This window comes from Pseudomonas sp. WS 5079 (assembly GCF_012985465.1).
Taxonomy (GTDB): Bacteria; Pseudomonadota; Gammaproteobacteria; order Pseudomonadales; family Pseudomonadaceae; genus Aquipseudomonas.
Genome location: NZ_JAAQWN010000001.1, coordinates 50,822 through 71,631 on the forward strand (window position 1 = coordinate 50,822; position 20,810 = coordinate 71,631).

Consider the following 20,810-nt stretch of genomic DNA (forward strand, 5'->3'; position numbering starts at 1 on the left):
CGAAGCCTGACTTATGTTTTTTTACCTGCAACTGTGGGCGCGGGGGGGGATTGCCCTGCGTGCCCTGTACTTTCCCGCAATGGTGGTGGCCTTGATCTGCCCCGAGGTCCTGGCAGCTTCGGTCACCTTCGACCTTGAGGCGTTTTCCAGTGGCCTTGCAGCGGGCGTGGATATTTCCCGCTTCAACCGCCACGACACCCTGGCGCCCGGCAAGTACCGGGTCGATGTAACGCTCAACGGCGCGCCTGCTGGGCGCCATGCGTTGGACTTTATTGCGGTGCACGACGACGTCGTGCCGTGCCTGGACTGGCCGCTGTTGACCCGACTGGGCGTGGTGCCAAACCAGCCCGTCTCCCCAGGCCCATTGTGCGGGGATCTTGGCCAATGGATCCCCATGGCCTCCAGCAGCGTCGATAGCGGTGCGCTGCAGCTGGCCCTAAGCGTGCCCCAGCTCTACCTGACCCCGACGGCCCGTGATGCCATCGACCCCCGCCAATGGGACGAAGGCATCAATGCCGGCTTGCTCAGCTACAACTTCAGCGCCTCGACCATGACCGCCGGCAGTGGCGAAGACCGGGCCTACCTGGGGCTCAACACCGGCCTCAACCTCGGCAGTTGGCGTTTGCGCCACCAGGGCGCGCAGGCCTGGAACTCGCGAAGCGGTGCCGAGCGCTACCAGAGCAGCGCGATCTATGTGCAACGCAGCCTCGCGGCCTGGCAATCGCGCCTGACCCTGGGCGACAGCTTCAGCAGTGGGCAGATCCTTGAGAGTACCCGCATGCGTGGCCTCAGCCTGGGCACCGACGAGCAAATGCTGGCGCCTTCGCAACAGGGTTATGCGCCAGTGGTGCGAGGAATGGCCGACAGCAATGCCACCGTCACCGTCAGTCAGAACGGCTATACGCTCTACGAAACCACCGTGGCCCCCGGTCCGTTTGTGATCAACGACCTGTACCCCACAGGTGGCGGCGACCTGAGCGTCAGCGTCAAGGAAGTCGACGGTCGCCAATACAGTTACAGCGTGCCGTTTTCCGTGGCACCGCACCTGCTGCGGCGCAGCGCCAGCCGGTACGGCATGACCCTGGGCCAGGTCCGCCAGAATGGCGTCGAGGGCCGGGCCCCCCTGGCGTTTGAAGGGACACTCCAGCATGGTCTGCTGGACGACCTGACGCTGTATGGCGGCAGCAGTTTTTCTGAAGGTTACGCCCAGGGCAAAGCGGGTGTGGCGCTGAATACCACCCTGGGTGCATTTTCGCTGGACGCCACCGATTCGCGCACGCATGTCCCTGGGCAGGGGGTGCTGTCGGGGCAGAACGTCGGCCTGGGCTTCGACCGGCAACTGTCGCAAACCGGTACGCACCTGGTATTGGGCGCCTATCGTTTTTCCACCGAGGGCTACCTGAACCTCACCGACGCAGTCAATGTGCGGAAGCTGGGGCGCCGGGGCCAGGATATTGGCAGCTACGCCCGGCAAAAGACGCGCCTGGACCTGACCATCAGCCAGCAGGCGGGGGCGGGCACCCTGGGGTTCTATGCCAGTTCGACCCAATACTGGGGCCCGCGCCTGGGGCGCGAAACCGCGTATCACCTGAGTTATGGCGCCAGTTGGCGCCGCCTCAACTGGAACCTCAGCGCCCAGCGTTCGCGGGTCCAAGCCCCAGACCGGAGCAATCATCAAGACGAACACGCGCCGGTATTGCTGGCCCGTTCGGATAACGCCGGCCACGTCGATAATCGCGTGATGCTGACAGTGTCCCTGCCCCTGGGCAGCAGCCCGCGCGCACCGAGCCTGACCAGCACCTTGATTCGCAGTACCGGAGGCAGTCGCGGCAGCCAGCAACAACTGGGCATCAACGGCATGCTCGATGATGACGCCACGCTCAACTACGGCATCGCCGGCACCCCCGCCTCGGCCGAGGGGGCGAGCCAGGGCAGTTTCAATGCCTATGCCGGGTACAACGCCAGCACGGCCGCCCTGCGGCTGGGGTATGGGCAGAACCGCGACAGCAGCCAGCTTTCATTGAGCGCCGACGGCGGCCTGGTGGCCCATGCAGACGGCCTGACGTTCTCGCACTACCTCGGCGAGGCGGCCGCCCTGGTCCATGTGCCCGCTGCCCAGGGTGCACGGTTGAGCAATGGCAATCACCTGCGGGTCGAACGCAACGGCTACGCCGTGGTGCCGTCGCTGCGGGCGTTCCAGGCCAATACCGTGGGTATCGACCCCGAGGGCAGCGCCTATGACGTGGAACTGCAAGAGACCAGCCAACGCATCGTGCCCACCGCCGGGGCCATCGCCCGCTTGCGCTTTGCCACGGTGGTCGGGCGGGCAGTGGTGGTCAAGGCCCTGCGCGAGAACGGCAAGCCGTTGCCATTCGCCGCCCAGGTGTTTGATGAGCACGGCAGCGAAGTCGGGGTGATTGGCCAGGCCAGCAAGGCCTTTGTCAGGGGCATTGCCGAGCAGGGCACGCTCACTGTGAAGTGGAGCGAGACCGCCGCTGACCGTTGCTACATCCACTATCGCCTGCAACCCCAGGCAACGCGGCGCCAAGCCCACGCCGACCTGTTGCAAGGGCAATGCGTAGGCGTGGCGGCCGGGCGCGAGGTGACCGCACGATGAGCGCCAAGGCATGCCTTCTTGGCCTGCTCGCGCTGCTGGCCGCCGCCGAGGTGCACGCCAATGCCAGTTGCACGCCCGCGCCCCCCGTGGCGCTTTCGATTGCCTCCATCAGCGTGCCGGCTAACCCCCGGGTGGGCCAAGTGCTGGGCGACCCCCAGGGCTATGCGCTGCAATCCCCAGACGCGCAGGATTGCACCTATGGCGTGGGCGTGAGCGTGGATCATTGGTCGTATATCAGCGTGGCAAGGAACATGCGCTTTACTGGCAAGTATTTTGGCCTCTCCGGGTTATCGCTGCCGATCTTTACCACCGGCCTGCAAGGTGTGGGCTATGGCTTGATGGCACAGGACCGCGATGGCGGTGAATGGAAAAGCATCAATCAAGGCGTGTCGATCCTGCGCGGGCCGCTACGTCCCGGCCTGGCCTCCTGGGGCGTGCGCGTGCGCGTGGTGTTTTTTGTCACCGGTGCGATCCAGGGTGGGGTGGTATTCGCGCAGCCCTTTGCAGAGTTCAGGGTCCATCCTGATTTTCACGCGGTCCATTTGTTCACCTTCGCCACCGTGGTGGTGGGGCCGCCGTTGAAACCTACCTGTTCGGTATCCACACCCTCGGTGCCGATCGATCTGGGCAGCGTGGCAGCCACCGCGTTCACCGGCGTGGGCAGCGTCGCCGGTGGTGCTAGCCGCGAGATTGAGTTGCAGTGCGCGGGCGGCACAGGGGGCAGGCTGGATGTGTGGGTGACACTCACCGACCAAACTCAACCGGCCAACCGTGGCGAGCGCCTGACGCTGACGCAAGATTCCACCGCCCGTGGCCTCGCCCTGCAACTGCTGCACGGCAACGCCGTCGTCAGCTACGGGCCGGACGCCAGTGGTATTGGCAACCCCAACCAATGGTCGGCCGGCAGTACGGGCAATGGCACGGTTCGCATACCGCTGACGGCGCGGTACCTGCAAACCGAGCCTACCGTGCATCCCGGCACGGCCAAGGGACTGGCCACCTTTACCTTGAGCTACCGATGAGCGGGGCCTGGGCACGTCTGGCAGCGGGCGTACTGGGTTGGCTGCTGGCCTGGAGTGCCCATGGGGAAATCGTGCTTGACCGCACCCGCCTGATTTACCCCGCAGCCGTGGGCCAGGTCACGCTCAACCTGAGCAATGAGGCGGATAACCCACGGCTGGTACAGGTCTGGATTGACGCAGGCGACCCCCTGGTGCGCCCTGAATACAGTGACGTACCGTTCACCGTGACCCCGCCGATCCTGCGCATGGACGCCGGCCAGGCCCAGGCGTTGCGCGTGGCCTATGATGGCGAGCCGGCGCAGGGGGGCGTGGAGCAGGTGTATTGGCTCAACGTACTGGGTATCCCGCCGCAGACGGATGTGTCCCACAGCGTGCAGTTCGCCTTGCGCAGCCGCATCAAACTGTTCCTGCGCCCGCCACTGTTGCCAGGGCGAGCGGAGGATGCCGTCGAAGGCCTGGAGTGGCGCTTGCCCAAGGCGGGCACTCTGCATGTGCACAACGCCAGTGCCTACCATGTGAGCTTGACCAGCATTGTGCTGGGGAGCGAGGGGCGCCAGTACCGCAACGATGACCCGCCGATGCTTGCCCCCCGATCCAGTGCAATCGTTACCTTGCATGGCGCGCCAGGGCAGGCGTCGGTCGCGGCGCTGGTGCACTTCACCACCCTGGACGACCATGGCAACACCCGCACTCATGTAGCGCACACTGTGCAATAAACCCCTTGCGTCCGTACGGGCATAAGGATTTGATAAGGAATACGGACAAAGCTGTTTACGCTGTGTAGAATCCGTTTACGCATACAAGAATAAGCGCCTGTTTCCATGCAGGCCTCGTCCGTCAGAGACGCCCGTAAGAGAATGACTCAACCATGAAGCTACTCGGGTTCCAACTCATCTACGGTGACTTCCTCGCCCGCAGCGTGCGGGGCATTTCCTGTGCGCCACCTGCCCACCTCATCCTTGCTGGCAATTAATTTACTTAATTCTAAAAAAGATGATGAGGCGCCAAATCATGGCAGATCTATACGAAAACCCAATGGGCCTGATGGGCTTTGAATTTATCGAATTCGCATCGCCGACCCCGGGCACCCTGGAGCCGATCTTCGAGATCATGGGCTTCACCAAGGTGGCAACCCACCGCTCGAAAAACGTGCACCTGTACCGCCAGGGCGCGATCAACCTGATCCTCAACAACGAACCCCACAGCATCGCTTCGTACTTTGCCGCCGAGCATGGTCCGTCGGTGTGCGGCATGGCGTTTCGCGTCAAGGATTCGCAACAGGCCTACACCCGCGCCCTGGAACTCGGTGCCCAGCCGATCCATATCGAAACCGGCCCGATGGAACTGAACCTGCCGGCCATCAAGGGCATCGGCGGCTCGCCGCTGTACCTGATCGACCGTTTCGGTGAAGGCAACTCGATCTACGATATCGACTTCGTGTTTATCGAAGGCGTGGACCGCAACCCGGTGGGCGCCGGCCTCAAGGTCATCGACCACCTGACCCACAACGTCTATCGCGGGCGCATGGTCTACTGGGCCAACTTCTACGAGAAGCTGTTCAACTTCCGTGAAGCGCGCTACTTCGACATCAAGGGCGAATACACCGGCCTGACCTCCAAGGCCATGAGCGCCCCGGATGGCATGATCCGCATCCCGTTGAACGAGGAGTCGTCCAAGGGCGCAGGCCAGATCGAAGAGTTCCTGATGCAGTTCAACGGCGAAGGCATCCAGCACGTGGCGTTCCTCACCGACGACCTGATCAAGACCTGGGACGCGTTGAAGAAGATCGGCATGCGCTTTATGACTGCGCCGCCAGACACCTACTACGAAATGCTCGAAGGCCGCCTGCCAAACCACGGCGAACCGGTGGAGCAGTTGCAGTCGCGGGGTATCTTGCTGGACGGCTCGTCCGTGGCCGGCGACAAGCGCCTGCTGCTGCAGATCTTCTCGGAAACCCTGATGGGCCCGGTGTTCTTCGAATTCATCCAGCGCAAGGGTGATGACGGTTTCGGCGAAGGCAACTTCAAGGCCCTGTTCGAATCCATCGAGCGTGACCAGGTCCGTCGTGGTGTGTTGACCACCGACTGACATGGCTTTTTGTAGGAGCGAGCTTGCTCGCGATGGACGTCAACGATAACGCGTACTGCCTGAGGTGGCGCGGTGTCTTTGAGTCCTTCGCGAGCAAGCTCGCTCCTGCAGTTATTGGGTCAGGCTCTACGCTGGCGCATCAGGTGCTTGAACCCCTCGAACACCAGCACCATCACCGCCAGCCAGATCGGGATGTAGGTCAGCCATTCACCCGGCCCGATGCTTTCCCCCAGCAGCAACGCCACCCCCAGCAACAGCACCGGCTCCACGTAGCTGAGCAGGCCAAACAGGCTGAACGCCAACAAGCGGCTGGCGATGATGTAGCACACCAACGCCGAAGCACTGATCAGCCCGAGCATCGGGATCAACCCATATAGCCCTTTGTGTGCATCCAGCACGGCGAAGCCCTGTTCGCCACTTTGGACAAACCACAGCGCCACCGGCAGCATCAGCGCCATGTCCAGCCACAGGCCGCCCAGGTGGTCGGTCGCCAGGCGTTTGCGCAGCACGAAGTAGATGGGGTAACCGATGATCACCAGCAGCGTGGCCCAAGAGAAGCCACCCACCTGGTACAGCTCGTTGAGCACGCCAATCGCCGCGAACACCACCGCGATCAGTTGCAGCCGCGAGAGCTTTTCGCCATACACCAGGCGCCCGGTCAGGACCATGGTCAGCGGCAGCAGGAAGTAGCCCAGGGACACATCCAGGCTGCGGCCGTTAAGCGGCGCCCACATAAACAGCCACAGTTGCACGCCCAGTAGCACCGACGACAGCACAATCCCACCGATCAGTCGTGGCTTGCCCGCGAGCAATCGCAGCAATTCCCACACTTGGCGCCACTCACCGCTGACCACCATGAACACGGTCATGCACGGCACGGTCAGCAACATGCGCCAACCGAAAATCTCCAGGCCACTCAATGGCGTGAGCAGTGATGTGAAGTAATACATCACGGCAAACAACACCGAGGCCGCTACCGATAAAACAACGCCTTTAGACACGCAGTCCTCGCCAAACCGATTCAAACAAAAGAGGGGGGAATTTCAGGTGGGAATATATTGCTTTTGAGGTGAGACGTTTGCTCTGTTTTGCGGCATCTTATGGGAAATTTTCTCACGCCCAAGGTTCGCCAGCATGCCCGTCAGCCCCCAGCCGCCCCTGGATGATTTCGACCGCGCGATTCTCAAGCACCTGCAACGCGACAACACCACCGCACTGCGGGTGATTGGCGAGCAGGTCAACCTGTCGACCGCAGCGGTACAGCGGCGCATCAAACGCATGGAGCAGAGTGGGGCGATCATCGCGAATACGGCGGTGATCAATCAGGATGCAGTGGGCAAGCCGATCACGATCCTGGTGGAGGTGCACGCCGAGCGCACCCATATCGAAGACCTCGATGTGCTCAAGGTGCAGATGTCGATCCCCGAGGTGCAGCAGTGCTATTACGTCACCGGCGATGCCGACTTCATGCTGGTGATCGTGGTGGAAACCATGAAGGCCTACGAAACCCTGGCCCGCACGCTGTTCTACGAGAACCGCAATATCAAATGGTTTCGCAGCATCGTGGTGATGGACCGGGTCAAGGTCAGCCTGGATGTGCCGCTGGGTTGATGTGGGAGCAGGCAAGCCAGCTCCCACAGGGGGTCAGGGGCGGTGAATGCGCCCCGAGACAAAGTGCCCCACATCATTGAACCCCGGTGTCGACGCATGCCCCGGCGTCACCAGTGAGTCAATAAACGCCTCATCCTCCGCACTGATCTTCACATCGAGCGCCCCGGTATAGGCATCCCACTGCGCCTCGGTGCGCGGCCCGACAATCGCCGAGCTGACCGCCTGGTTGTTCAAGACCCATGCAATCGCAAACTCGACAATCCCCACACCACGGCCCTGGGTGTATTGCTGGATCTGTTGGGCAATGCGCAGTGACTCCACGCGCCATTCGGTTTCCAGGATGCGTTTGTCCTGGCGTGCGGCGCGGCTGCCGGCTTCGGGGCTGATATCCGGTGCGTACTTGCCACTGAGCACGCCACGGGCCAGTGGGCTGTAGGGCACCACGCCTAGGCCGTAGGCCGCCGCCGCGGTGATCTGCTCCACCTCGGCCTGGCGGTTGACGATGTTGTACAGCGGCTGGCTGATGATCGGCCGGTCGACCCCCAGGCGCTCGGCCACGCGCACCACTTCGGCGATGCGCCAGCCGCGATAGTTGGACAGCCCCCAGTAACGGATCTTGCCCTGGCGGATCAGGTCGCCGATCGCCGAAATGGTGACTTCCAGTGGGGTGTCGTGGTCTTCGCGGTGCAGGTAGTAGATGTCCAGGTAATCGGTGTCGAGCCGGGTGAGGCTGGCTTCCAGCGCGTTGAAAATGCGCTTGCGGTTCAGGCCGCTGCGGTTGGGCAGGCCGTCCGGCGGGCCAAAGCCGACTTTGGAGGCGACGACCCAGTCGGCGCGATGGCGGCTGATGGCTTCACCGACGATTTCCTCGGAGCGCCCGCCGGTGTAGACGTCGGCGGTATCGATGAAGTTGATGCCCTGGTCCCAGGCCTTGTCGATGATACGCAGCGAGTCTTCGGTGTTGGTCTGTTCGCCAAACATCATGGTGCCCAGGGTCAGTGCGCTGACCTTGAGCCCGGACTGGCCCAGTGTGCGGTAAATCATGGTGAACTCCTCAAAAGCGCAGACAGTTGCTATGCAATACCAGAGAGCAAGGCTCTAGAACAAGCCCGACGTCGGTGGCTCGGTGCCCTTGAGCCGATAGGCGCCGACCACCGCGGCTTTCCAGTGCCGGGGATTGTGGTTGGCCACGGTGCGCGCATTGCGCCAGTGCCGGTCGAGGTTATGGCTGCGCCCGGTGGTGGAGGCGCCGCCGACGTCGAACAGCAGCTCGCCAGCCTTGAGTGCCGACTCGGCGGCGATGTATTGGGCCTGGGCCACATCGATGGCTGCGCGGGTCACGGCCTCATGGCTCAACTCCTCGGCCCAGGCCGCGTCGAGGGTGTCGGCGGCGCGCAACACCACCGCTTCGGCGGCAAACGCACGGGCCGAGATCTCACCCACGGAAAACTCCACATAGGGGTCGTCCACCGAGCGGCTGGCGCTGCTGTGCTTGATCGGCCGCGCATGGTCCCTTGCAAAGGCCACCGCATCGTTCAAGGCATTGCGCGTGATGCCGGCCTGCACCGCGCCGAGGAACAGTTGCAGGAACGGCGTGATGATCGAACGCTGGCCTTCCTCCACCACCCGCGTGCGGATTTCCTCGCGGCGCACCAGCACGTTGTTCAGGCGCGTGGTGCCGCTGGCGGTCAGGCGCTGGCCCATGGCGTCGAAATCATCCACCAGCTCCAGGCCTTCGCGGTCGCGGGGCACCACGAACGACACTGGCTCGTCGTTTTCATCCAGTGCCACCGCACTGACCCAGTCGGCATACAACGCGCCCGTGCTGTAGTACTTGCTGCCATTGGCGCGAAAGTGCTCGCCCTGGGGCACAATCCGCGCGCTGACCTGGCCGTTGGCGCCACCGATTTCCCAGCCGGCGTTGCCGAACACCTCGCCCTGCAAGTAGTGGGCAAACCACAGCTGGCGCTCGGCTTCGGACTGCTGCACCAGCAGGCTTTCGATAAAGGCAAAGCTGGGGCGCAGGGACTGGGCGATATTGGAGTCCACCGCCGCCAGGTCGATGACGAACTGCACCACCTCGCGCACGCTGGACTCGCTGCCGCCGTAGCGCTGGGGAATACGCAGGGTCAGCAGGCGCGCTGCGGCCAGTTGGCGGATCTGCTCATGGGGCAGTTGCCGGGTGCGCTCGCGTTCGGCGGCGCCCTCGGCGATCTGCGGCAATAACACAGCGGCACGCTGCAACAGCTCTGGCACGGACAAAAAGCTCATGACAATCCTTATATGGCAATGGCGTAGGTAATGAAGTGGTGCTCGGGCACCGGGGCGGGCCGGTCGATCTGCGGGATGGCATCGAGCAGGGCGCGGGTGTAGGCATGCTGCGGGTGGTCAAACACATCGCGCACAGGGCCGCTTTCCACCACCTCGCCGTCCTTCATCACCAGCACCCGTTCGCTGACCTGGTTGATCACCCCCAGGTCGTGGGAGATGAACAGGCAGGCCAGTTTCAGGCGTGACTTGAGGTCGGCCAGCAACGCGAGGATCTGCGCCTGCACCGACACATCCAGGGCCGACACCGGCTCGTCGCACACCAGCACCTGGGGGTTGGGCGCCAGCGCCCGGGCAATGGCGATGCGTTGGCGCTGGCCGCCGGAAAGCTCCAGGGGGCGGCGCTCGAGCACGCTGGCGTCCAGGCGCACCAGTTGCAGGAGCTCCAGGGTGCGCGCCGGCCATTCGCGGCGGGGCAGGCCGGCCACCTGCAACGCCTCGTTAAGCACGCGGGCCACGGTGTAGCGCGGGTCGAACGAGCTTTGCGGGTCCTGGAACACCACCTGGATGCGTTGGCGCAGTTGGCGCCGTTGTTGATCGTTCAGGGCGCTCCAGGGCCGGCCGTTGAGCCACACATCGCCGGCGTCCGGGCGCTCCAGGCCCAACAGCATGCGGGTGAGGGTGGTCTTGCCGCTGCCGGACTCGCCGACAATTCCCAGGGTTTCCCCGGCGCGCAGGCTGAAGCTGGCGTTGTGCACTGCAACATGGGGCTGGCCGTCGGGGCCGATAAAGGTTTTTTGCAGGTTGCGCGCCTCGATCAACGGCAGGTCGAAGCGCTCGGCGCTGGCCACTTTCGGCGCCGCCAGGGCCGGGCGCTGGAAATGCACCGCACGCCCGGCCCGCAGTAGCGACTGGGTGTAGGGATGCTGCGGGTCATGCAGGATCGCCTCCACCGGGCCTTGCTCGACAATCACCCCGTGATGCATCACCGCCACCCGGTCCGCCAGGCGCGACACCACCGCCAGGTCGTGGCTGACCACCAGCATCGCCATGGCCTGGGAACGCAGGGACTCCAACAGCGCCAGGACCTGGGCCTGCACCGTGGCGTCCAGCGCCGTGGTCGGTTCATCGGCAATCAGCAGGCGCGGGCCGGCGGCAATCGCCGAAGCGATCAGCGCCCGTTGGCGCAGGCCGCCCGACAGTTGATGGGGGTACTGCAAGGCGCGCAACTCGGGCTGCGGCACGCCGACCGCGCGCAGCAGTTCGATGACCCGTGCCTGGCGCTCATCGCGACCCAGTGGCGTGTGCAGGCGCAGCGGTTCGGCAATTTCCTTGCCTACCGGGCGCAGCGGGTCGAGGGAGCCGAGGGCGTCCTGCATCACAAAGCCGATCTGCGCACCGCGCAAGGTTTGCCAGGCGCGGTCGTCCAACTGGCGCAGGTCGGTGCCGGCAAACGCCAGGCGCGCGGCCTGTACGCGCGAGCCGGCGCCGCTCAGGCCGCTGAGGGTGCGCGAGGTGACAGTCTTGCCCGAGCCGGACTCGCCCACCAGCGCCAGGCATTCACCGGCGGCCAGGCTGAACGATATGCCCTTGATAATCGGCGTGTGGCCAAACTGTACCCGCAGGTCTTGTACCTCCACTAACGTACTCATCGGGATTTACCCTCGCTGCGCGCCAGCCAGTCCCGGCCAAGGGCGGTGATCGACACCACCGTCAGGATGATCGCCACACTCGGCCAGGCCACCAGCCACCAGGCATTGGCCAGGTAGTTGCGGCCCATGGCGAGCATCGAACCCCATTCCGGCGCGGGCGGCGAGGCGCCAAAGCCGAGGAAGCTCAGCGCCGCGCCGGTGATGATGTTGTGGCCGATGCCAATGGTGGCGAGGATCAGGATCGGCTTGATCGCATTGGGTAGCACATGCCGCAACACCACGGCTGCGCGATGCCGGCCGAGGGTGGTAGCGGCTTCGACGTAGGGTGCATCGCGCACCACCAGGGTCTGCGCGCGCACCATTCGCGCAAAGCGCGGGATGCTTGCCACGCCCACTGCAATCAGGGTGATCCACAGGCCCTGGCCCCAGAACGTGATGATCACCAGGGCCAACAGCAGGTCGGGAAAGGCCAGCAAAACGTCGATCAGGCGCATGATCGCACCATCTACCAGGCGCGGGCCGAGGCCGGCCGCCAAGCCGAGGATGATCCCGGCGCCCAGGCCGATGGCCGTGGACACCAGGCCCATCAACAGTGAAGGGCGCACCCCGTGGATCAAGCGGGCGAGTACATCGCGCCCGTTTTCATCGGTGCCCAGCCAGTGGCTGGCGCTGGGTGGCAGGTAGGCGTTGCGGGCGGCGGCGGCCAGGGGGTCGACGCCGGTCAGCCAATGCGGCACGAGCGCCGCGATCAACAAGCCGATCACAAACAGCCAGGCCAGTGACAGGCCGGGGCGAAAGGTGCTCGGCAGCGCCAAGGGCAAGCGCCAGGGCAGGGTATAGGTGCTCATGCCCGGCTCCTCGCATACTGACTCTGTGGGTACGGCAACCCCAAGTGCTCACGCAGCGTGCTGCCACTGTACTCATGGCGAAATACCCCGCGCTTGCGCAGCAGCGGCACCACTTCATCGACAAATACCTCGACCCCCGAGGGAAACATGTCCGGCATGATGTTGAAGCCATCGGCGGCGCCCGCGAGGAACCAGTGTTCGAGGGTGTCGGCCACCTGTTCCGGGGTGCCCACCAGCAGGCGATGGCCGACCAGGATGCGCCGCGACAGTTCGCGCACCGTCAGGCCTTCGCGGCGGGCCAGGTTGAGTTGGGCTTCGAGAAACCCCTGGGAGCCTTTCTCATAGGTGCCCACTTCACCGATCCGCGCCCACGGCAGCGGCGCATCCAACTGCAGTTCCTCGGCGGGGATGCCGATCCGCGCGGCCACTTGCTGAATCAGGCCATGTTCGCCGTGGTAGGCATTGAGTTGATCAAAGCGCGCATGGGCTTCGGCCTCGCTGCTGCCGATCACCGTGGACAGGCCCGGCATGATTTTCAGGTGCTCGGGGTTGCGCCCCCATTGGCGCGCGCGCTGCTTCATATCGCGGTAGAAGTACTGGCCATCTTCCAGGCTGGTCTGGGTGGTGAAAATCGCATCGGCATACCGCGAACCCAGGGCCTTGCCACCCTCCGATGAGCCCGCCTGCACCAGCACCGGCCGGCCCTGGGGCGAGCGGGGCAGGTTCAGCGGGCCCTTGATGGAAAAATGCCGGCCGACAAAGTCCTGGCTGTGGATCTTGTCGGGATGTGCGTAGCGGCCGTTGCCGGCATCGCCGATGATCGCGTCGTCTTCCCAGCTGTCCCAGAGCTTGCACGCGATGTCGATGAATTCTTCGGCGCGGGCGTAGCGCTCCCCGTGTTGCAACTGGTTGGCCAGGCCGAAATTCTGCGCGGCGGCGTCAGTGGCGTTGGTCACCACGTTCCAGGCTGCGCGGCCGCCGCTGATATGGTCCAGGGAGGCGAAGCGCCGCGCCAGGTTGTAGGGGTCGTTGTAGGTGCTGGAGGCGGTGGCGATCACCCCGATGTGCTGCGTGGCCAGGGCCACGGCGGTCAGCAGGAGGGTCGGTTCCAGGCGGCCTACCGGTTGCGTGGCCACATCGCCCGCCAGGGCCGGGCCGTCGGCGAGGAAGATCGCATCCAGGCAGCCACGTTCCGAGATGCGCGCGATAGTGCGGTAGTACTCCACATCCAGGTAGGCATCGGCCGGCACTTCGCCGACGCGCCAGGCCGCCGCGTGGGCGCCGAAACCGAGGATGTTCATGCCAATGCTCATGTGCTTTTTCATGCAGGTTCCTGGGGTTAGACGGCGCTGGCTTCATCGCGGGCGCTGGCATGCTCGGGGTGGTCGGCCACGGCCTGTTCCTGGGCGGCGCGCCAGGCGGCAGCGGGGCTGACATCGTTGAGGTAGAAGTCGCCCAGGGCCCGCTCGCGGTAGATCGCCGGGTTGTGCGAGGCCAGGGTGCGGGCATTGCGCCAATGCCGGTCTAGGCGGCGCACCTGGCTGGTGGCCGAGGCGCCGCCCACTTCGAACAGCAGGCTGGTGGCCTCCAGCACCAGCGGCAGGATCACTTGCTGTGCCTGGTAGGTGCGCACATCCGCATCGACGTATTGCGCCTCGCTGATGGAGCCGTCGAGCACCCCCTCATGGGTGCTTTGCAGCACCTGCGCGGTGGCCTGTACCAGGCTGTCGGCGGCATAGGACAGGCTCGACAGCTTGCCGATCACCCGCTGCACCAGCGGGTCCAGGCGCGGGCTGGATTGCCCGGGGATGCCAAACGCGCGGGTGCGGCCCTGGACAAAATCGACGGCGTCGCGCAACGCGGCGCGGGCGATCCCGGCCAGGGTCGCGAGGTGGAACAGCTGGTAAAACGCCGAGATATACGACTCGGCGCGCAGCTCGCCGGGCTTGAAGCGCCGCAGTACCTGATGCTCGGGCACCGCCACCTGCTCAAAGCGCGTGGTGCCGCTACCGCTCAGGCGCTGGCCAAAACCGTCCCAGTCATCCACGCGGGTCACGCCGGGCGCATCGGTGGGCACCACCACGCTGATAAAGTCGGGCCCGTCGGCGGCGGCCACGGCGATCCAGTCGGCATACAAGGTGCCGGTGCAGTAGTACTTCTGGCCGTCCAGTTGCCAGCCTTCGGCGGTGGGTTTGAGCGTCACCGAGTTGGTGGTGGTGTCACTGCGCTCGGCCATGGCTGCGCCCCACAATTGCCCGGCGACCACCTTGGGGAACCAGTACGCCTGGGACTCGGGGTCCTGGCTCACCAGCCGGCCCTCGACGAAGCCAAAATGCGCGCGCACGATTTGTGGCAGGTTCGAGTCGGCGCTGCCCAACTCGATCAGCAGGGCGAACAACTCCGGCAGGCTGGCGCCCAGGCCGCCCTGGCTGCGGGGCACGCGCAGGGCACCGAAACCTGCGGTTTTCAGCCAATCGACGGCGTCGAAGGCCAGGGTGCGTTCTTGCTCGCGTTGCACCGCGCCCTGGGCAATACGCTGGAAAACCGGGGCGAAGCGTTCGTGCAGTGGGGTGTCGCTCATGTTCGATTCCTTACTTGAATACAGTATCTGAAGCTGTCGGTGATCCACTGTAGGAGCGGGCTTGCCCGCGATAGCGGAGGGTCAGTTGATAAATAGTTGACTGATACACCGTCATCGCGGGCAAGCCCGCTCCCACACAAGCCCGCTCCCACATAAAGCAGCCTGTGTGAATCAGCCGTCATCGCGGTTTAACCCGTGGATCAATCAACCCGTTGAGTACATCCACCAACAGGTTCACCACCACATAAACCAGTGCCGCCAACAAGGTGATCCCCAGCACCACCGGCGCATCCTTGGCCACGGCTGCATCAAGCATCATTCGCCCGATACCCTGGCGGGCGAACAGCATTTCCGTGACCACCGCACCCCCCAGCAGGCTGGCGAAGATGAACCCGGACAAGGTCACCAGCGGCACCAGCGCATGGCGCAATGCGTGGCGCAGGCGCACGGCGGTCTGCGACAGGCCGCGGGCACGGGCCATGGCGATAAAGGGTTGTTCGAGGATGTCTTCCAGTTCCTGGCGCAGTACCTGGCTGAGCATCCCGGCAATCGGCAGGGCCAGGGCCAGGGTCGGCAGGATCAGGGTTTGCCAGCCGTTGGAGCCGGCTGGCGGCAACACCGGCCACTGGAACGAAAACACCAGCAACAGCAAAATCCCCAGCACGAATGACGGCGATGACGACAGCACCAGCTCGCTGGCCGACGCCACGCGACGCACCCAGGGATTGCGCTTGGCGGTAAGCACGGCGCTGGCCAGCGCCAGGCCGATAGCCAGCAGGGCGGCACTCAGGGCCAGTTGCAGCGTCGCGCCAATCTGCTTGCCGATGGCCTCGGTGACGGGAATGCGCAAGCGGTACGACTCGCCGAAATCACCGTGGGCGATCCGCCCCACATAGCGCCCGTATTGCACCCACAACGGTTGGTCAAAGCCGTATTCCTCGCGGACCTGTGCCAGTTGCTGCGGGGTGGGGATGGCGTCCGGCCCGCCGAGAATCGCCAGCACCGGGTCGCCGGCACTGAAATGGATGGCAACGAAGGTCAGGGTGGCCGCGCCCCACAGCACGCCCACACCGGCCAGTAGTCGAGCGGCAAGACGTTTCATGGTGCCTCCTGGTCCAGCCAGACGCTGGTAAAAAATGGGGTGTTGTGCACGGTGTCGAAAATCAAGCCCTTGACCGCCGTGCGATAGGCAATCAGCACCTGGCTCTCGAAGTCCGGCACCGCCGGCACCACTTCGGTCAGGCGTTGTTGCGCGGCGCTGTACAGGGCTTGCAGTTGCACCGGGTCATGGGAGCGGCGGGCGTCGCTGAGCAACTGATCCAGGCGCGGGTCGCTGAGGTTGCTGAGGTTGTTGCCGCTTTTGCTTGGCGAGGCGCGCGAGTCGCTGTGGTAGAGGATGTACAGGCCGTCGGGGGTGTTGGTGTGCCAATAGCCGCCGCCGATGGCGTCGTAGTTGCCCGCCGTGCGGCGGTCGGTGAGCTGGGCCAGGGGCATCATTTCGATGATGAACTGCATGCCGACTTTCTTGGCATCCGCCTGCACCGCCACCGCGACGCTGCTGGGGAACGGCGGGCTTTCAAAACCCAGCAAGTGCGCCGACAGGCGCCGGCCGTCCTTGACCCGATAGCCCTCGGCATCGCGTTGGGTCCAGCCGGCGTCGTCCAGCTGGCGGTTGGCGGCGTCGACGTCGTATTTCAATACGTCGCGGTAGGACGGGTCATAGAACGGCGTGTTCACCGCCAGGTAATCGCTTTTGGGCAAGAACTCACCGAACCCGGCAATCCAGGCCAGGCCGTCACGGTCGATGGCCTGGGCGATGGCCTTGCGCACCCGTACATCGTCGAATGGAAAGCGCAGGGTATTGAACGTGAGGCTGCGGTAAGGGCTGGCCATGCGGATCCGGTTGCGCACCACCAGGTTCTGCGAAGCACGCATCGCCGCGGTATTTTGCGCCGGTGCATCCAGGGTGAAGTCCGAGCGTTTGGATTGCAGGGTGCTGTAGCGGGTCATGGCCTCGGGGACGATGCTCAGCTCGATACGGTCCAGGTAGGCCGGGCCGATGTGCCGGGTCACCGGCGGTGCCCAGTGGTAATCGGCGCGCTTGATAAAGGTCGCGCCTTGTTCGCGGGTATAGCTTTGCAGCACGAACGGCCCGGATCCGATGGGGTGCTCGGCGATGCTCTTGGGCGCTTCGCGGATCTGTTTGGGCGAGACCATGCTCAGCCACGACTGCGCCAGCACATACAAAAACGGCGAGTAAGGCTCGCGCAGGTGCGCCTCAAAGGTGTAGTCGTCGATGATCCGGCCATCGACGTAGGGCGCGATGTACGCCGCCGCCAGCGGTGATTTGGTGGCCGGGTCGCGCATATGTTCCAGGTTGGCCCGCAGCGCCTGGGCGTTGAATTTTTCGCCGTCGCTGAAGGTCACGTCGTCGCGCAAATGGAAGGTGTAGGTCTTGCCATCCTCTGAGACGTCCCAGGACTTGGCCAGCCAGGGCGAGAGCTTGCCGTTTTCGTCCTGGTACAGCAGGCAGTCGTAGACGATGCGCGCCAGCCATTGCACGTTGCCGTGGTAGCTGGAATGCACATCGAAGGTGCCGGTATCCAGCGCGGCTGACACGCGCAAGGTGCCGCCCGACGTGCCCTGGCGGGTTTCGTGGTAGTCGCTGGGGTCGTAGCTGAGCAGGCCCTGGGCGTCCAGGTGGCCGTCCACCCGCTGCACCGAGCTGGGCGGTGGGGCGTCCGGCGAGCAGGCGCCCACCAGCAGCAACCCCAGGAGCAGGGCGTACCTGCTCCAGTGATTGATCGGCATCGTGAAGGCTCCCACCTTAGAAGTTGAACGCCACGCCGGTGAATGCGCCAAAGCCGTCCCCCGGATACAGCGCGGCAACGTCCTTGCCCTGGGCGTCATAGATCGGCTGGATGGCGGTGACGTAGTTCTGGTCGGTGAGGTTTTTCACGTCCAGGTACACCTGCCATTTCTTGCTCGGGGCCTCATACCCCAGCTTGGCGCCGAAAATCGTGTAGGAGGGCGCATACAGGGTGTTGGCGTAGTCCACGGCGGTACTCGATACCGAGCGCACATTGACCCCGGCGTAGAACCCGTCCGGATGGTGGTATTGCAGCTCGGCCTGGTACACGTGCTTGGGCAGCCCCGGCAGCTCGTTGGAGCCAAAGCGCGCGTCGTTGCGGTAGTAGAAGTCGTTGAGGGTGTAGGCCTGGCGCAGGCTGACGGTTTCGCCGCGCGCGCTTTGCCACAGCGCGGTATCCAGGCCGGCTTCGATGCCCTGGTGGATGGTCGGGCTGGCGTTGGACGTGGAGTTGACCGCCGCCGTGGTACGGGTGGCCGGAATCACTTCGACGGTGAGCAGTTCATCCTTGATCCACGAGCGGTACACCGCCAGGCTGCCATCGAAAATCCCGGCTTTGCCGCGCACGCCGAACTCAACGGTATTGGCCTTCTGCTCGGTGAGGGTCTTGGCGTAGTTGCTGGCCACCCCGGAGCCCGACGACGACCAACTGCTGGGCGGGTCGATGGAGCGGCTGACGTTGCCGAACACCTGGAAGTCCGGCGTGATCTCGTAGCGCAGGCCCAGGCGCGGCGCGACGTTCCAGCTGTCGTAGTCGTAGTGGTCCGGGTAGGGCGAGGTATTGGCGCGGTCCGAGTAGCGCACCTCGATATCGCGCTTGATCTGGCTCAACGACAGGCCGGTGGACAGCCACAGGCGGTCGGTCAGTTGCAGGTCATTGCCGGCGGCAAACACGCGGTCGAACGAGCCGGTGTAGCGTGCCTGTTTCTGCAAGGCGCCGTAGGTGCTGGAGGCCGGGTTGCCGTTGTAGGTCTTGACCCCGGCCTGCAGGTGCTGGGTGCTGGTCAGGCTCAGGGAGGTGTTGCTGGTGTGCCCCTGGATCTGGTCGCTGCGGTTATAGGTCAGCGACAGGTTCAGGTCGCGCCAGTCCCAGTAGTTGGGGTTGACCGTGCTCTTGCGGTACAGCACCTGGGGATAGTTGTGATAGACCAGGCCAAAATCCAGGGTGGCGTCATCGTCGAAGGTATAGGTGGTCTTGCTGCCGACCCAGGTCGAACCACGCTTGGTCGAATCATCGCGGCTGGCCAGGGCCACCGGGTTGGTTTGCGACGAGTCGTGCTTGAGCTGGGCCTTGGTCAGGGTGCCGGAGCTTTCGTGATACTCCTCGCGGTAGCGTACGAACAGGCGGGTTTCCAGCTTGGGGTTGAAGCGGTAGCCGAAGTTGGTGACCACGCCCTTGGCCTTGGTGAAGGTCCAGTCCTGGTAACCGTCGCGTTCGGAGTTGCTCAGGCTGACGTAGTAGTCGCCGTTGTCCACCACGCCGCCGGTGCTCAGTTGTTGCTTGCGCCAGCCAAAACTGCCGGCCTCCAAGCGCACGTGATTGCCCGGCGCAGTCAGGCCGGAGTTGGTCACCATATTGATCGCGCCACCCAACGACAGCGCGCCGTACTGGAAGGCATTGGCCCCGCGCAGCACTTCGGTGTAGTCCAGGCCCTGGGTTTCCAGCAGCTCATACGGCGTGCCGCCGGAGCCGGTCAGGGCCAGGCCGTCGAACAGGAACTTGGTGCCTTCGCGAAAATACCCCGGCGAGGTATTGGCCCCGGAGCCACGGATGGAAATCTTGATTGCATCGTTGCCACCCGCCGACTGCGCATACACGCCGGGCTGATAGGCGAGGGTGTCTTCCAGTGTTGCCGAGCGGCCGCGTTCGACGTCAGCGGCCTTGACCAGGCTGACGCCGCCGGCCACCTCGTCGAGCTTGAGCTGGGCTTCTTCGCTGGCGGTGACCTTGCTGGCCTGCACCGTTACGGTCTGCAGGCGCGAATCTTCGGCGTGGGCCCATTGGGCGGCGAGGATCAAGGTTAGGGCGCTGACGGTTTTAAACGAACTGGAGGCGAGTGGCGGCAGAGGCCTTGAGATCAACTTCAATTGTGCATTCCCTGTGATTGGCTACGAGTGGAGGCGAGTTTCTATTCGTATAGTCAATCTCTGGCAGGGATAGAGCAGAAAGCATGCCAAGCGCCAAAGCGGGTTTTTGCGGGGTATTTGGTTTTAATCAGCGGGTCTCTTATGCCAAAAAACCACACCTGTGTTGAACTGCTGTTGGATTTTGAACAGTGCCGAGGGGCCCGCGCTAGAGCGTTTTTGCCCTGTGTTGCGCTGATTCGGCGAGCAATTCGCCAGCGCGTGCCTGCAAGAAGCGATGCAGGACTTTGACCCGCTCCGACACTTGCAGGCGATGGGGGCACATCAGGTTGAAGGGCGTGGGTTCGCCTTGCCATTCGCCGAACAACGGCACCAGGCGCCCGGCCTTGATATCGCCGGCCACATCCAGGTTCGCCTTGTAGGCAATACCGTGGCCGGCCAGGGCCCAGCGCCGCACGATTTCCCCGTCATCACTGAGGTAATCGCCGCCCACTTCGACCTCCTCAAGCAGCGTGCCCTGGCGAAAATACCAGGTGCTGTTGGGCCGGCCCTGGCGCATGTAGCGCAGAGTGCTGTGCTGCGCCAGCTCGGCCGGCACCTGGGGTGTGCCGTGGCGCGCCAGGTACGCGGGGCTGGCGCAGGCGATACGGCGGTGATCGGCGACCACCGGCAGCGCCACCAGGCTTGAATCCCTTGGCACGCCAAAGCGCAGGGCGATGTCCACGGTTTCGCGGAACAGGTCGGCGTTGCTGTCGTTAAGCAGCAATTGCAGGCGGATATTCGGGTGCTCGCGCTTGAACTGATCCAGCCAACCGAGCAGTACATTGCGCCCGAAATCCGAGGGCGCGGACAGTTGCAGCAAGCCGCTGAGGCTCTGGCCGTGTTGCTTGATCGCCTGTTCGCCTTCCGCCAGGGCTTCCAGGGCCACCCGCACGCTGTCCAGGTAGCGCCGGCCTTCTTCGGTGAGGCGCATGCTGCGAGTGGAGCGGGCCAGCAGGCGCATGCCCAGGCGGGTTTCCAGGCGTTTGAGGGCAATGCTGGCGGCGGCCGGGGTCAGGTTAAGGCTGCGGGCGGCCGCCGAGAGGCTGCCACTGTCGGCGGTGCGTACAAACACTTCCAGGTCGAGGATTGAGCTCATTTGTAAAAAACCCTTAAAGATCCTGTCGTTT

Annotated in this window: 16 protein-coding genes; 5 read left to right on the plus strand and 11 right to left on the minus strand. The window is 64.3% G+C overall.

All coding sequences use genetic code 11. The annotated features are described in order from the left end of the window. Positions 1 to 13: 13 nt before the first annotated feature. The 4 genes from HBO05_RS00285 (at position 14) to hppD (ending at position 5,727) form a co-directional block, all read left to right on the plus strand. Positions 14 to 2,617, plus strand: a complete 2,604-nt coding sequence (locus HBO05_RS00285; protein WP_172311141.1) for a fimbria/pilus outer membrane usher protein — start codon at positions 14 to 16, stop codon at positions 2,615 to 2,617. Next, positions 2,614 to 3,639: a fimbrial protein gene (locus HBO05_RS00290; RefSeq protein WP_169955844.1), complete on the plus strand. Its 1,026-nt coding sequence runs from the start codon at positions 2,614 to 2,616 to the stop codon at positions 3,637 to 3,639. Before HBO05_RS00285 ends, HBO05_RS00290 begins: the two co-directional genes overlap by 4 nt. Next, complete coding sequence (locus HBO05_RS00295; RefSeq protein WP_169955846.1) at positions 3,636 to 4,355, plus strand: molecular chaperone; 720 nt, start codon at positions 3,636 to 3,638, stop codon at positions 4,353 to 4,355. The genes HBO05_RS00290 and HBO05_RS00295 overlap by 4 nt, the downstream gene beginning before the upstream one ends. 295 nt (positions 4,356 to 4,650) lie before the next feature. Further along, entirely contained in the window at positions 4,651 to 5,727 is a 1,077-nt protein-coding gene (hppD, locus tag HBO05_RS00300) for a 4-hydroxyphenylpyruvate dioxygenase (RefSeq protein ID WP_057440066.1), read from the plus strand. 119 nt (positions 5,728 to 5,846) lie between these two features. On the opposite strand, the gene rarD is transcribed toward hppD, so the two are convergent. Next, the gene (rarD, locus tag HBO05_RS00305; protein WP_169955848.1) at positions 5,847 to 6,728 is read right to left on the minus strand and encodes an EamA family transporter RarD; all 882 of its coding nucleotides are present in this window, start codon (positions 6,726 to 6,728) and stop codon (positions 5,847 to 5,849) included. Between the two features lie 133 nt (positions 6,729 to 6,861). Here rarD and HBO05_RS00310 point away from each other — a divergent pair, with 133 nt between their 5' ends. Continuing rightward, positions 6,862 to 7,338, plus strand: a complete 477-nt coding sequence (locus HBO05_RS00310; protein ID WP_169955850.1) for an Lrp/AsnC family transcriptional regulator — start codon at positions 6,862 to 6,864, stop codon at positions 7,336 to 7,338. 33 nt (positions 7,339 to 7,371) lie between these two features. Here the strand turns inward: HBO05_RS00310 and HBO05_RS00315 are convergent, their stop codons facing one another. The 10 genes from HBO05_RS00315 to HBO05_RS00360 form a co-directional block, all read right to left on the minus strand. Beyond that, a complete protein-coding gene (locus HBO05_RS00315) occupies positions 7,372 to 8,382 on the minus strand; it encodes an aldo/keto reductase (protein WP_170041526.1) in 1,011 nt (336 codons plus the stop codon). A gap of 54 nt (positions 8,383 to 8,436) precedes the next feature. After that, on the minus strand, positions 8,437 to 9,609 hold the full coding sequence (locus tag HBO05_RS00320; RefSeq protein WP_172311143.1) for an acyl-CoA dehydrogenase family protein: 1,173 nt from the start codon (positions 9,607 to 9,609) through the stop codon (positions 8,437 to 8,439). 8 nt (positions 9,610 to 9,617) lie between these two features. After that, positions 9,618 to 11,258, minus strand: coding sequence for an ABC transporter ATP-binding protein (locus tag HBO05_RS00325; protein WP_172311145.1), 1,641 nt, complete (start codon positions 11,256 to 11,258; stop codon positions 9,618 to 9,620). Further along, entirely contained in the window at positions 11,255 to 12,106 is an 852-nt protein-coding gene (locus HBO05_RS00330; RefSeq protein ID WP_170041523.1) for an ABC transporter permease, read from the minus strand. The genes HBO05_RS00325 and HBO05_RS00330 overlap by 4 nt, the downstream gene beginning before the upstream one ends. Then, positions 12,103 to 13,431, minus strand: a complete 1,329-nt coding sequence (locus HBO05_RS00335; RefSeq protein ID WP_169955860.1) for an LLM class flavin-dependent oxidoreductase — start codon at positions 13,429 to 13,431, stop codon at positions 12,103 to 12,105. The genes HBO05_RS00330 and HBO05_RS00335 overlap by 4 nt, the downstream gene beginning before the upstream one ends. Positions 13,432 to 13,445: 14 nt before the next feature. Next, positions 13,446 to 14,687 carry an acyl-CoA dehydrogenase family protein gene (locus tag HBO05_RS00340; RefSeq protein ID WP_172311147.1) on the minus strand — a complete coding sequence of 414 codons (1,242 nt, stop codon included), beginning with the start codon at positions 14,685 to 14,687 and terminating at the stop codon, positions 13,446 to 13,448. A gap of 178 nt (positions 14,688 to 14,865) precedes the next feature. Then, the gene (locus tag HBO05_RS00345; RefSeq protein ID WP_170060411.1) at positions 14,866 to 15,789 is read right to left on the minus strand and encodes an ABC transporter permease; all 924 of its coding nucleotides are present in this window, start codon (positions 15,787 to 15,789) and stop codon (positions 14,866 to 14,868) included. Continuing rightward, positions 15,786 to 17,498: an ABC transporter substrate-binding protein gene (locus HBO05_RS00350; RefSeq protein WP_172311149.1), complete on the minus strand. Its 1,713-nt coding sequence runs from the start codon at positions 17,496 to 17,498 to the stop codon at positions 15,786 to 15,788. The genes HBO05_RS00345 and HBO05_RS00350 overlap by 4 nt, the downstream gene beginning before the upstream one ends. A 16-nt stretch (positions 17,499 to 17,514) precedes the next feature. Further along, positions 17,515 to 19,644 (minus strand): TonB-dependent receptor, encoded by a 2,130-nt coding sequence (locus HBO05_RS00355; protein ID WP_262381355.1) that lies wholly within the window; start codon positions 19,642 to 19,644, stop codon positions 17,515 to 17,517. 205 nt (positions 19,645 to 19,849) lie between these two features. Beyond that, complete coding sequence (locus HBO05_RS00360; RefSeq protein ID WP_172311151.1) at positions 19,850 to 20,779, minus strand: LysR family transcriptional regulator; 930 nt, start codon at positions 20,777 to 20,779, stop codon at positions 19,850 to 19,852. Positions 20,780 to 20,810: the final 31 nt, after the last annotated feature.

What these genes read in the sequence shown, in the direction of transcription:
- HBO05_RS00285 (WP_172311141.1), top strand. Translation starts at nt 14, where the DNA reads ATGTTTTTTTACCTGCAACTGTGGGCGCGGGGGGGGATTGCCCTGCGT.
- HBO05_RS00290 (WP_169955844.1), top strand. Translation starts at nt 2,614, where the DNA reads ATGAGCGCCAAGGCATGCCTTCTTGGCCTGCTCGCGCTGCTGGCCGCC.
- HBO05_RS00295 (WP_169955846.1), top strand. Translation starts at nt 3,636, where the DNA reads ATGAGCGGGGCCTGGGCACGTCTGGCAGCGGGCGTACTGGGTTGGCTG.
- hppD (WP_057440066.1), top strand. Translation starts at nt 4,651, where the DNA reads ATGGCAGATCTATACGAAAACCCAATGGGCCTGATGGGCTTTGAATTT.
- HBO05_RS00310 (WP_169955850.1), top strand. Translation starts at nt 6,862, where the DNA reads ATGCCCGTCAGCCCCCAGCCGCCCCTGGATGATTTCGACCGCGCGATT.
- HBO05_RS00315 (WP_170041526.1), bottom strand. Translation starts at nt 8,382, where the DNA reads ATGATTTACCGCACACTGGGCCAGTCCGGGCTCAAGGTCAGCGCACTG.
- HBO05_RS00320 (WP_172311143.1), bottom strand. Translation starts at nt 9,609, where the DNA reads ATGAGCTTTTTGTCCGTGCCAGAGCTGTTGCAGCGTGCCGCTGTGTTA.
- HBO05_RS00325 (WP_172311145.1), bottom strand. Translation starts at nt 11,258, where the DNA reads ATGAGTACGTTAGTGGAGGTACAAGACCTGCGGGTACAGTTTGGCCAC.
- HBO05_RS00330 (WP_170041523.1), bottom strand. Translation starts at nt 12,106, where the DNA reads ATGAGCACCTATACCCTGCCCTGGCGCTTGCCCTTGGCGCTGCCGAGC.
- HBO05_RS00335 (WP_169955860.1), bottom strand. Translation starts at nt 13,431, where the DNA reads ATGAAAAAGCACATGAGCATTGGCATGAACATCCTCGGTTTCGGCGCC.
- HBO05_RS00340 (WP_172311147.1), bottom strand. Translation starts at nt 14,687, where the DNA reads ATGAGCGACACCCCACTGCACGAACGCTTCGCCCCGGTTTTCCAGCGT.
- HBO05_RS00345 (WP_170060411.1), bottom strand. Translation starts at nt 15,789, where the DNA reads ATGAAACGTCTTGCCGCTCGACTACTGGCCGGTGTGGGCGTGCTGTGG.
- HBO05_RS00350 (WP_172311149.1), bottom strand. Translation starts at nt 17,498, where the DNA reads ATGCCGATCAATCACTGGAGCAGGTACGCCCTGCTCCTGGGGTTGCTG.
- HBO05_RS00360 (WP_172311151.1), bottom strand. Translation starts at nt 20,779, where the DNA reads ATGAGCTCAATCCTCGACCTGGAAGTGTTTGTACGCACCGCCGACAGT.